At 49.4% G+C, this 12,539-nt stretch carries 10 protein-coding genes; 9 read left to right on the forward strand and 1 reads right to left on the reverse strand.

Annotation, left to right across the window (positions count from 1 at the left end; genetic code table 11):
* Positions 1 to 192: 192 nt before the first annotated feature.
* Complete coding sequence (locus KTQ90_RS08800) at positions 193 to 999, reverse strand: MBL fold metallo-hydrolase (protein ID WP_217318104.1); 807 nt, start codon at positions 997 to 999, stop codon at positions 193 to 195.
* 161 nt (positions 1,000 to 1,160) lie between these two features.
* Between KTQ90_RS08800 and KTQ90_RS08805 the strand changes: the two genes are divergently transcribed.
* The 9 genes from KTQ90_RS08805 to mnmE all read left to right on the forward strand — a co-directional run bounded on the left by KTQ90_RS08805 (position 1,161) and on the right by mnmE (position 12,397).
* Positions 1,161 to 1,622 carry a hypothetical protein gene (locus KTQ90_RS08805; protein WP_217318105.1) on the forward strand — a complete coding sequence of 154 codons (462 nt, stop codon included), beginning with the start codon at positions 1,161 to 1,163 and terminating at the stop codon, positions 1,620 to 1,622.
* Between the two features lie 13 nt (positions 1,623 to 1,635).
* Positions 1,636 to 3,588 (forward strand): ABC-F family ATP-binding cassette domain-containing protein, encoded by a 1,953-nt coding sequence (locus KTQ90_RS08810; RefSeq protein ID WP_217318106.1) that lies wholly within the window; start codon positions 1,636 to 1,638, stop codon positions 3,586 to 3,588.
* A gap of 104 nt (positions 3,589 to 3,692) precedes the next feature.
* Positions 3,693 to 4,379: a cell division ATP-binding protein FtsE gene (locus tag KTQ90_RS08815; RefSeq protein WP_217318108.1), complete on the forward strand. Its 687-nt coding sequence runs from the start codon at positions 3,693 to 3,695 to the stop codon at positions 4,377 to 4,379.
* A gap of 33 nt (positions 4,380 to 4,412) precedes the next feature.
* Complete coding sequence (locus KTQ90_RS08820; protein ID WP_022158985.1) at positions 4,413 to 5,735, forward strand: aspartate kinase; 1,323 nt, start codon at positions 4,413 to 4,415, stop codon at positions 5,733 to 5,735.
* An 81-nt stretch (positions 5,736 to 5,816) separates the two neighbouring features.
* Positions 5,817 to 6,998, forward strand: coding sequence for a diaminopimelate decarboxylase (gene lysA / locus KTQ90_RS08825; protein WP_297051066.1), 1,182 nt, complete (start codon positions 5,817 to 5,819; stop codon positions 6,996 to 6,998).
* 12 nt (positions 6,999 to 7,010) lie between these two features.
* A complete protein-coding gene (locus KTQ90_RS08830) occupies positions 7,011 to 8,153 on the forward strand; it encodes a glycosyltransferase family protein (protein WP_217318110.1) in 1,143 nt (380 codons plus the stop codon).
* On the forward strand, positions 8,150 to 8,914 hold the full coding sequence (locus KTQ90_RS08835; protein WP_217318112.1) for a hypothetical protein: 765 nt from the start codon (positions 8,150 to 8,152) through the stop codon (positions 8,912 to 8,914). The genes KTQ90_RS08830 and KTQ90_RS08835 overlap by 4 nt, the downstream gene beginning before the upstream one ends.
* A 29-nt stretch (positions 8,915 to 8,943) precedes the next feature.
* Complete coding sequence (locus KTQ90_RS08840; protein ID WP_217318113.1) at positions 8,944 to 10,941, forward strand: fructose-1,6-bisphosphatase; 1,998 nt, start codon at positions 8,944 to 8,946, stop codon at positions 10,939 to 10,941.
* 13 nt (positions 10,942 to 10,954) lie between these two features.
* Positions 10,955 to 12,397 (forward strand): tRNA uridine-5-carboxymethylaminomethyl(34) synthesis GTPase MnmE, encoded by a 1,443-nt coding sequence (gene mnmE / locus KTQ90_RS08845; RefSeq protein WP_217318115.1) that lies wholly within the window; start codon positions 10,955 to 10,957, stop codon positions 12,395 to 12,397.
* Positions 12,398 to 12,539 lie beyond the last annotated feature (142 nt).

Genomic DNA, 12,539 nt, shown 5'->3' on the forward strand with positions numbered 1-12,539 from the left:
GCATTAATATTCCACAAAGTTGTTTCACATCGTTGCTCGAAGCATCTTTACCGCAAACTGGTAACATCATTACCCGACTTCGGTAACATTGTTTTCGCACTTCGGTAACAACATTACCAGTCCGTGGTAACAACCGTTCTTTTGTATGTCTGTATTATTTAGTCATAGGACTTAACTATTAAAACCACACGACTACGCAAGTTCGAACACGCCTGTAGGCTGTTTGCGTCTGAGCACATCAAGCTTCACCTCGTCGCCGACCTTAATGCCTGCATCCAAGAGTGCCTGCTCTACCGATTTGCGTGCCAGTTCGGGATGATTATTCTCCTCGCTTAGATGGCAGAGCCAGATGTGCTTGAGGCGTTCTGTATAGTTCTCTACGAGTGTAGCGCCGCATTGAGGGTTGCTCAGGTGTCCTGTGCCACATCTGATTCGGTCCTGCAGATAGCGCGGATAGGGTCCGTTCTGCAACATCTGAGGGTCGTAGTTAGCCTCTATCACGAGATAGTCGGTATTCTTTATTATCTGCTTCATCTCTTCGGTGATATGACCTACGTCGGTGAGAAGCGTGAAGACAACGCCTTCGTGCTCAATAGAGTAGCCAACGTTGTCAGAACTATCGTGCGGCACGCCAAACGGCGTTATGCGGAATCCGCTTGTCTCAAACGGCTCGCCCTTCACTACATAATGGCGGTTTGACTGCGCAAGCTTCATCTTCATACAGTAGTTGCGGTCCATACCCGAGTGTACAAGTTGAGTGGCAAAGACGGGCAGATCGAGTTTCTTGCTGAGGCTTCCTACCGACTTGATATGGTCAGCATGGTCGTGCGTAACAAGAATCGAACTAAATCCGCCGAGCATGTGCAGCCCGTAATCGCCGAAACTTTTCTTCAGACTTCGCGTTCCTACACCAACATCAATCAAGAGTCCGTCGTTTTCTGTATATAGATAGTAGCAGTTGCCACAGCTTCCGCTTCCGAATGATATAAATTTGAACATTGCTATATTATAATGTGAAGAGAATAAATGGAGGGGTTTTTCATTACAAAGTTATCAAAAATATTGGTTTCGTACAAAACTTTAACTACATTTTGCCTAAACAAACAATAATCAGTAACTTTGCATATTTAAATGCAGAATTAAAAAACAGCAAACAGATAATGAATACGAGCAAAGGGATTCATACGCACAAACGGACGGCTCTCGCGGGGCTTCTCGCAGGCGTTCTGCTTACGGCTTCGTGCTCTTACTGCGAGGAGAAAGCCATAGAACAGAGTGTTGTTGGCTTCGCGCAGAACTACTTCAACCTGCGCTACCAGAAGGCTCTCAATGCGTGCACGCCCGAATCGGAAAAGTGGGTGCGCTTCAAGGCTACCAACATCACGCAGGAGGATGTCGACGTATACAACTCCAAGCGCGACACAGCCGAATGCGACGTCGAGTCGATTGATATGGATGACGACAAGGCAACGGCTATAGTGGAAGTGCGCAATTTTCTCAACTGCGACTCGATTGGCAAGCCTGCCTCTATCTGTCCAAACGCCAAGTTTAAATTAGAGCTGAAGAAGCAGGGCGAGAAGTGGATGGTAGACGTGCAAAGCCCGATAACAACATGTATTTAAACAAAAGAAGAAAATGATTTCAATAGAACAACTGTCAGTAGAGTTTGGTGTTAAACCGCTGTTCCGCAACGTAAGTTTCGTGGTGAACGATCGCGACCGCATAGCACTTGTGGGCAAGAACGGCGCCGGCAAATCGACGATGCTGAAGATTATATGCGGGCTGCAGAAGCCTACTGAAGGCAATGTGGCTATACCGACAGACACCACTATCGGCTATCTGCCGCAGGTGATGGTGTTGCAGGATAACACGACCGTAAAGGAGGAGGCACGCAAGGCGTTCGCCGACACGGCTAAGCTGAAGGCGCAGATAGAGGAGCTCAACCAGCAGATGGCTGAGCGCACCGACTACGAAAGCCCTGAATATGCCGAATTGGTGGAGAAGTTCACGCAGAAGCACGACCACTACATGATGATGGGTGGCGACAACTACGAGGCAGAGATAGAGCGCACACTTACCGGTTTGGGATTCACACGCAACGACTTCGATCGCCCTACAAAGGAGTTCAGCGGTGGCTGGCGTATGCGTATCGAGCTGGCAAAGATTCTGCTGCGACGCCCCGACGTACTGCTGCTCGACGAGCCTACCAACCACCTCGACATCGAGAGTATCGGTTGGCTCGAGCGATTCTTGCAGCAGAGCGCAAAAGCCGTTGTGCTTGTGAGCCACGACCGCGCATTCATCAACAACGTCACTAACCGCACCATAGAGATATCGTGCGGACAGGTGAACGACTACAAGGTGAAGTACGACGAGTACGTAAAACTGCGTGCCGAACGCCACGAACAGCAGTTGCGCGCTTACGAGAACCAGCAGAAGGAAATAGCTGATATAAAGGACTTTATAGAGCGCTTCAGATACAAACCAACCAAGGCTGTACAGGTGCAGAGCCGCATAAAGCAGTTGGAGAAGATTGTGCCTATCGAGGTGGACGAGGTGGACAACGCAACGATGCATCTGAAGTTCCCGCCGTGCCTTCGCTCGGGCGACTACCCCATCATCTGCGAGGACGTGCGCAAGGACTACGGCGAGCATACCGTGTTCAAAGATGTGAACCTCACCATAAAGCGTGGCGAAAAGGTGGCATTCGTAGGCAAGAATGGCGAGGGAAAGTCGACGCTCGTGAAGTGCATAATGGGCGAGATTCCGTTCACGGGAAACCTAAAGGTGGGCCACAACGTGCAGATTGGCTACTTCGCACAGAACCAGGCGCAGTTGCTCGACGGCGAGATAAGCGTGTTTGACACTATCGACCGCGTGGCTAAGGGCGACATACGTCTGAAGATAAAGAATATTCTTGGAGCGTTCATGTTCGGAGGCGAGGCAATCGACAAGAAGGTGAAGGTATTGTCGGGTGGCGAGCGTAGCCGTCTGGCTATGATAAAGTTGCTGCTTGAGCCGGTGAACCTGCTCATCCTCGACGAGCCTACCAACCACTTGGACATGGCATCGAAGGAGGTGCTGAAGGAGGCTATCAACGCCTTCGACGGCACGGCTATCATTGTCAGCCACGACCGCGAGTTCCTCGACGGACTGGTTTCGAAGGTGTACGAGTTCGGCGGAGGTGCCGTTCGCGAGCATCTCGGTGGCATATACGACTACCTGCGCTCGCGCGACATCAGCAGTCTGAACGAGCTTGGTGCCATGAGTTCGCAGCAGGTTCCACCTGCACAGACCACAGCTGCACAGCAGAACGACGACGCAGCTGCCAGCTCGGGCAAGATAAGCTACGCCGAGCATAAGGAGCAGCAGAAGAAGATACGTCGTGTGGAGAAACTCATCAAGGAGTCGGAAACGAAGATTGAGGCTATGGAGAACCGCATCTCAGAGATTGACGCCCTGCTCTGCCAGCCTGAGAACGCCGCCGACATGACTCTCATAAACGAATATACGGCTATAAAGTCGAGAATGGACGAAGAGGAAGAACGCTGGACAGAGCTCTGCGAAGAACTCGAAGCGCTCAAATAATAGTGTCCATACGCAATTAATAAGTGTAAACGCCACATAGTTACAAAGAAAATTCGTAACTTTGCGGTTGCTATCATCAATGGCAGTAAAATAAAAGAACGAAGATGTTAATAGATTATCAAAAAGCAAATGTCTATCAGGCAGACGACAGCGTACTCAACGACGTTAACTTTCAGGTTGACGCCGACCAGTTTGTATACGTTATCGGCAAAGTGGGTTCGGGCAAGTCGTCGCTCCTGAAAACAATATACTGTGAAGTAGATTTCGACAAGGACGACGCAGAGAAGGCAGAAGTCTTGGGTCGTAATCTGCTTAACATAAAGCGTCGCGAGATACCGGCGTTGCGTCGCGAGATGGGCATTATCTTCCAGGACTTTCAGCTGCTGCACGACCGCAACGTGTACCGCAACCTCGAGTTTGTGCTGCACTCTACGGGTTGGAAATCGTCGAAGCAGATTGCAGAACGCATAGAGCAGGTGCTCGAAGCCGTAGGTATGCAGGACATGAAGCTGCGCTTGCCGCACGAGCTGTCGGGCGGCGAACAGCAACGCATAGCCATCGCACGCGCCTTACTCAACAGTCCGAAGATTATCATCGCTGACGAGCCTACCGGAAACCTCGACCCTGAGACAGCTGAGAAGATCGTAGGTCTGCTCTACGAAATCAGCCACACGGGCACAGCCGTCGTTTTCTCTACACATAATCACGGACTCATTGAGAAGTTTCCTGGACGTGTGTTCGAATGTGAGCAAGGCAAGCTGCACGACGTGACTGACAGATATAACAAGTAAAAGTACAAGTAAAAACAAAATAATAAAACATTAATGAAAGTAATGAAATTTGGAGGAACCTCTGTAGGTACTCCGGAACGCATGAAATCCGTTGCGACAATGGTCTCTGAGTCAGGAGAGCAAGTGTTTGTTGTGTTGTCTGCAATGTCAGGAACAACAAACTCACTCATCGAGATCTCTAACTATCTCTACAAGAAGAACTCCGACGGAGCTAACGATGTAATCAACAATCTTGAGCAGAAATATATGCAGCACGTAGAGGAACTCTACTCTACCGACGAATATAAGCAGCGCACTCGCGAGTTCCTTGCATCTGAATTCAACTATCTCCGTTCGTTCACAAAAGACCTCTTCACAAGTTTCGAAGAGAAGAACATCGTAGCGCAGGGTGAGATTATCAGCACCAATATGGTTACAAACTTCCTGCAGGAGCAGGGCGTGAAGGTATGCTTGCTGTCGGCTTTCGACTTCATGCGTACAGACAAGAACGCAGAGCCCGACACCCACTACATCAAGGAGAAGTTGGCTGCGTTAATGAAAGAGAACGAGGGCTATCAGATATATATCACACAGGGATTCATCTGCCGCAACGCTTACGGCGAGGTAGACAACCTGCTGCGCGGCGGTAGCGACTTCACGGCTTCGCTCATCGGAGCGGCTCTGCCTGCCGAGGAGATTCAGATATGGACCGATATCGACGGTATGCACAACAACGACCCGCGCGTGGTCGAGAAGACCGAGGCTATACGCCAGCTCAACTTCGAGGAAGCTGCCGAGCTCGCTTACTTCGGTGCAAAGATTCTGCACCCTACTTGCGTGCAGCCGGCTAAGTTCGCTGGCATACCAGTACGCCTCAAGAACACTCTCGACCCGAAGGCCGAGGGCACTATCATCGACAACGTGCTACTCAAAGGCAAAATTAAGGCTGTAGCTGCGAAGGATAACATAACGGCTATCAAGATCAAGTCGTCGCGCATGCTCTTTGCTACGGGTTTCCTCCGCAAGGTGTTCGAGATTTTCGAGTGCTACCAGACTCCTATCGACATGATTACGACGAGCGAGGTGGGTGTTTCGATGAGTATCGACAACACGTCTCATCTCAACGAGATTGTAGATGAGCTGAAGAAGTACGGCACAGTAACCGTCGACTCGGACATGTGCATCGTATGCGTTGTGGGCGACCTCGACTGGAACAACCTCGGCTTCGAAAGCATTGTCTTGGATGCGATGAAGAATATCCCCGTGCGTATGATTTCGTATGGCGGAAGCAACTATAACATTTCGTTCCTCATCAGAGAGTCTGACAAGGTGCGTGCGTTGCAAAGCCTCTCGGACGTGCTCTTCAACCATAAGTAAAAGAAAGACTGCACGTCAAAGAACAAGATTGTAGGAGTTAACGGAGATAATGGCGTAGCCACGAAGTTAACTCCTTATATCATTTATAATAATAACCATTTAAATACACAAAGAATGTTTTCGGTTGACAAATTAAATAGGATAGCAACACCCTACTATTATTATGATACGCAGTTGCTGCGTGATACATTAGAGGTTATAAAAAAGGAATGTGAGAAGCATGACAATTTTCACGTCCACTATGCTGTAAAAGCAAATGCCAACCCGAAGATATTGCGTATAATAAGCCAGTATGGCTTTGGTGCCGACTGCGTGAGTGGCGGCGAAATAAAGGCGGCTATCGAGGCAGGCTTTCCTGCTGACAAGGTGGTGTATGCCGGCGTAGGCAAGAGCGACTGGGAGATTAACCTCGGACTGGAGAAAGGCATCGCCTGCTTCAACGTGGAGTCGATTGCCGAACTGGAGGTGATAGAGGAGCTGGCTGTTGCTGCGGGCAAGACCGCCAATGTAGCCTTCCGCATCAACCCGAATATTGGCGCTCATACTCATGCAAACATCACAACCGGGCTCGCCGAGAACAAGTTCGGCATCGCCATGCAGGACATGGAGAAAGTGATAGAACGTGCTGACGCAATGAAGAATATCAACGTTGTAGGTCTGCACTTTCATATTGGTTCTCAGATACTTGACATGGGCGACTTCGAGGCTTTATGCAACCGCATCAACGAGTTGCAGGCTAAGCTCGAAAAGCAGAACATACATGTACAGAGCATCAACGTGGGTGGCGGACTCGGCGTAAGCTACGACTCGCCCGACCGTCAGCCTATTCCCGACTTCAAAGACTACTTCCGCACATACACCACTCATCTACGTCTGCGCGAAGGACAGCAGCTGCACTTCGAGTTGGGACGTTCTATCGTGGCTCAATGCGGATCGCTCATCTCTCGTGTGCTCTACGTTAAGCAGGGCACGCACAAGCAGTTTGCCATTCTTGACGCAGGCATGACCGACCTAATACGTCCGGCTCTTTATCAGGCGCTGCACAAGATTCAGAACCTCACGAGCGAGGAGCCGGCAGAGACCTACGACGTCGTGGGACCAATCTGCGAGTCGAGCGACGTCTTCGCTAAGGCAATAGATCTTAACAAGTGTCATCGTGGCGATCTCATCGCTATTCGCTCAGCAGGCGCATACGGCGAGATTATGGCAAGTTCGTACAACTGCCGAAAACTGCCGAAAGGCTACATTACAGAAGATTTGTAAATCATCACAGAAATGTTAATCGACAATATAACAATCATAATATGTATCGTAGTTCTGCTGCTGACCGTCGTGTCGGTAGTGGCTAATCCCTTTTTCCGTTCGGTTAAGAGCAACAGAAGCTACAAGGAAGAAGGTTGCGAACTGCCACCCATTACCGTCGTTGTGCTTTCGCAGAACGATGTGGAAGCTCTCGACATGCATCTGCCTCTCTTGTTCTACCAGGACTATGCTCCGGGTTTTGAAGTTATCGTTGTAGGCGAAAAGGGAGACCTCGACCTTGAGGCTGTGCTGGGCAAGTATGCCGACCACAAGAACCTGTACACAACGTACATTCCCAAGCGTTCGCTCTTCATGAGCAAGCCCAAACTCTCGGCTTCGCTCGGCATAAAGGCGGCTCACAACGAATGGATTGTTATGCTCAACGCTTCGTGCGCTCCTGCTTCCGACAAATGGCTGCAAAGCATCGCCCGTAATATCGACGACAACACCAATCTCGTTGTCGGCTACTCCAACTATAAGGACGACGTGAAGCCCTACCGCCGTTTTATACGTCTGCGCGAGGCGTGCTACTATCTTCGCTCGGCTGCTCGCGGCATGGCGTATCGCTCTACAGGAGCGAACATAGCGTTCAAGCGTTCGGAGTTCATAGGCAAGGACGGCTATCGTGGCAACCTGCAGCATGTGTATGGCGAGTACGACTTCATCATCAACAAGTTTGCTGAGCCTGGCTCAGCCGCCATCTCTCTTGACCCAGATTCGTTCCTCCATCAGGAATGTCGCACGAAAAAGACATGGACCGAGTTCTGCATCGCGAACAGTCATGTAGGCAGCCATCTCGAGCGCAAGTCGAGAATGCGCCTGACATACGCATTCGACGTTCTGCTTATGTATCTCAACTATGCAGCGTTGATAGCAGCCGGAGTATATAGCGGACTAACGGGCAGATGGTTAGCCTTAGTTATTGCTGTCGTCTGCATCACGTTTACATTAGCTCTGCGTATCATTTGGGTCAAAAAGAAGTGCCGTTTGTTCGGCGAGCGTATCTCGGCATGGGCAATACCGTTCTACGAACTCTCGCTCGTGTGGTTCGACATGCTCACGAGGTTGCGCTATATGCGAGCTGACAAACACGATTTTTCTACACATAAGATATGAGAATCAAGTTTATAAGTCTTGTCAAAAGTTCGGCGACACCCTTGAACAAGGACTTGCTGAGCACTATCTCTGAAAGCATCAGCGCTTTTGGAGATGTGGAAGTTGTGGACACAGCGCCCGACCTTGTGCATATCTGCGGCAAATGGTCGTCTGCTTCGGCTACGACTATCAAGCATTACACGAACAAGGGCGTGCCTGTGGTCTTCACCTCCGCAAACGGTTTGACAGAACAGCTCACCACCCTATCGTGCATGCTTGCTCCTACCGTCTTCCATTGTTGCGGTCCGGCGGAAGCTCGACTTATAAAAAAGATTTCTCCTAATGCGTCTATCGTAGTCATAGCCAACGAGAAGTTCACGTCTACGACCGACACGACAACTATGCTTCGACTATTCAACGAACTATATGTAAAGACATACAACGAACACGAAGCGCATGTAAAAGAGGCTATACAGCAAAAACTCAAGGGCGTTTCAGACGAAGCCATCAAGGATATAATTGCGCTTCTTTTGTATCTACAATACGCTTACAAGCGCGAGACGATACGTCAATCGCTGCTCGATTCTCTTTCAGACACGCTTATAAACAGCGATTACGACGAAGGCGCAATGCATAAGACATTAAGTGATATGCGGCTATTGTCGTTTGCAGCTTCTTCAATGGCGCTTCTTGAGGAGAAATCGCATCTTACGGAGGGCTTCATGCCAATCGCTTCTTCTGCCGATAAACAGATGAAGCATATGACGAAGTACATCATCTAAACCTCACCCTACAAAACAAACACTACGATATGAGAAAAGACCATAAATTTACAGCCAACGATATAAAATACCTACAACTGCTTGCCCAGTCGTTCCCGAACATCTCTGAGGCAAGCACGGAGATAATTAATCTGCAGGCTATTCTCAATTTGCCTAAAGGCACGGAGCATTTCGTTGCCGACATTCATGGTGAATACGAAGCGTTTTTGCATATTCTGAAGAACGCTTCGGGCAATATCCAGCGAAAAGTGAATGAGCTTTTCGGCAATCTTATGCGCGAATCGGACAAACGCGAACTCTGCACATTAATATATTATCCCGACCAGAAGCTTGAACTAATAAAGGCTTCTGAGGAGAATCTCGACGATTGGTATCACATCACCATACACAACCTCGTGGCTGTATGCCGTTTGGTTTCGAGCAAATACACCCATTCGAAAGTGCGCAAGGCTCTACCGAGCGACTTCTCTTATATCATTCAGGAGTTGCTGCACGAGCGTACCGATGACGCAAATAAGGCCGACTATGTTAACGTGATTATAGACACAATCATATCAACGGGTCGTGCCGATGATTTCATCATAGCCATATCTAACGTCATACAGCGCCTTTCTATCGACCAATTACATATCCTCGGCGACATCTTCGACCGCGGACCAGGTGCGCACATCATCCTCGACACGCTCTCGCGCTACCACTCTTGGGACATACAATGGGGCAACCACGATGTGCTATGGATGGGAGCTATGGCTGGCAACCGCGCATGCCAATGCAATGTTATACGTCTTTCGCTGCGCTATGCCAACATGACAACGCTTGAGGAGGGTTACGGCATCAACCTCATGCCGCTTGCCACGTTCGCTATGGACACCTATGGCAACGATCCTTGCGAGGAGTTCATCCCAAAGATTTCGTCTGCCGACTCTGCGCGGGTCGACGAGAAGTCGAAACGTCTTGCTGCCCTCATGCACAAGGCTATAACCGTGCTGCAGTTCAAGGAAGAGGCTGCCATCATAAAGCGCCACGCAAAGTGGAAGATGGCAGACCGCCTCATGCTCAACTTCATCGACTACGAGAAGGGTACCATTACTCTCAATGGTAAGGAATATCCGCTAAAGAGCAACTCTTTCCCGACAATCGACCCAGAGCATCCGAACCGACTCACGCCTGAGGAAAAACAACTCATGGATAAGATTAACCACTCATTCCAGGTGAGTGAGAAGCTGCATAAGCACATACGTCTGCTCCTGCAGCACGGTTGCATGTATGCGGTATACAACAACAACCTGCTCTTCCATGCGTCAATACCTCTCGACGAGGATGGAAAGCTGAAGGAAGTAGAAATAGTTCCGGGCACAAAGTGCTCGGGCAAGGACTTAATGTACAATATAGGGATGCTCATACGCTCGGCTTTCCAAAGCGATTCTACGCCAGAGGAACGCAACTACGCCATCGACTACTTCCTATATCTTTGGTGCGGTCCGGATAGTCCGCTCTTCGACAAATCGAAAATGGCAACATTTGAACGCTACTTCATCGAAGACAAGGAGACACATGTAGAAGAAAAAGGCAACTACTTCAAGCTACGCGATAACGAACAAATCGTTGACAATATAATGGACGCTTTCGATGTTGTAGGCGAGAACCGACATATCATCAACGGACATGTGCCGGTACACGTATGCAATGGCGAGAACCCTATTAAGGCGAACGGAAAACTGATGGTTATCGACGGCGGATTCTCTCAGCCCTACCACAAGGAGACCGGCATTGCGGGCTACACGCTTGTCTATCATAGCCGCGGCTTCGTACTCGTGCAGCACGAGCCCTTCACATCAACAATCGACGCCATACAGAAGTGTACCGATATCAAGTCGACGACGCAGATTGTAGAGATGTCGGCGCATCGCATGCGCGTTGCAGATACCGATATAGGTCGCGAACTGAAAAATCAGATCAACGACCTGCAGCGCCTACTCTACGCCTATCGTCATGGCTTCATCAAGGAAGCTATGCCCAACAAGTAACCCAGAACACACAATGAACAACAATACAATTTGCGCCATCGCAACCGCCCCTGGTGGTGCGATTGGCATTATTAGAATTTCAGGCCCCGAAGCAATCAGCATAGCCGATAAGGTCTTCCGTCCTATCGGCTCCAATCTCTCTTTGTCACAACGCAAGGCATACACTCTTGCTTTCGGCAATATCATAAATGCAGACAATGAGGTTGTGGACGAAGTGCTTGTATCTATTTTTCGCGCCCCACACTCTTACACAGGAGAGGACTCTGTGGAGATTTCCTGCCATGGATCGTCATACATACTCCAACAGGTAATGTTCCTGCTCACCGAGAACGGATGCTTACCTGCTGGTCCTGGCGAATTCACACAGCGCGCATTCCTTAACGGCAAGATGGATCTTTCGCAGGCAGAGGCTGTAGCCGACCTTATAAGTTCCACAAACAAGGCAACTCACGATATGGCGCTCAGTCAGCTGAAGGGACATTTTAGCAACGAACTTTCAGAACTGCGTGCGCATCTCCTTAAACTCACCTCTCTCTTAGAATTGGAGATTGATTTCTCCGATCATGAGGACTTGGAGTTTGCCAACCGCTCTGAACTTTACGCACTCGCCAACGACATTCACCAGCGTCTTGCCTCTCTCGCACGCTCCTTCGAGGTAGGCAACGCCCTCAAGAACGGCATCCCAGTAGCCATCGTTGGAAACACCAACGTCGGAAAGAGCACGCTCCTCAACCATCTCCTCCACGAGGAGAAAGCTATCGTTAGCGACGTTCATGGCACTACACGCGACTTCATAGAAGACACTACAATCATCAATGGCATACAGTTTCGCTTCGTCGATACAGCCGGCATTCGCAAAACCGATGATATCGTTGAGAATATCGGCATTGAGCGCACATTCCAAAAGATGCAAGAGGCGAAGATCGTGCTTTGGCTTATCGACCAACAACCAACAGAGGCTGAGATAGAAGGCATAAAGGAGCGCGTGGCAGGCAAGAAGCTAATCATTGTACGCAACAAAATCGACCTCCCTAACTCATCATTGAACAACTCCTCATCGGCGAAGCCGACAATTCTTGCTCAGACAAGCGTCTCTAAGAGCCGAGCGCAAAATTCAAAACTCAAAATTCAAGACTCACAGTTAGTGGACATCAGCGCCAAGTACGGCACCAATCTCTCGCGTCTCGAACAGCTTATCGTCGAAGCCGCTGACATTCCTCAGATATCAGAAAGCGACATAGTCATAACCTCTGCACGCCACTACTCAGCCTTGCTCAACGCAGACGAAAGTCTCCAGCGTGTAATCGCTTCTATGGACCTCGGTCTCAGCGGCGACCTCCTCGCCGAAGACCTCCGCATGGTCATCGACCACCTTGCTGAGATAACGGGCGAAGAGCGCATAACCCCGCAAGAAACTTTAAATTCAATATTTAGTTCCTATTGCATCGGGAAATAAGTCGTGATAAACAACGATTAATATCGACAACAAATGATAGTTAAGGTGCTCAAAATGAGCACCTTTCTTTTTAGCCTTACTATTGGTTATTATTGCTGTCCGCTAAAACTTTTCATACAAAATAAATTAGGGCTGACACTTC

The organism is Leyella stercorea, assembly GCF_019052365.1.
Classification (GTDB): domain Bacteria; phylum Bacteroidota; class Bacteroidia; order Bacteroidales; family Bacteroidaceae; genus Prevotella.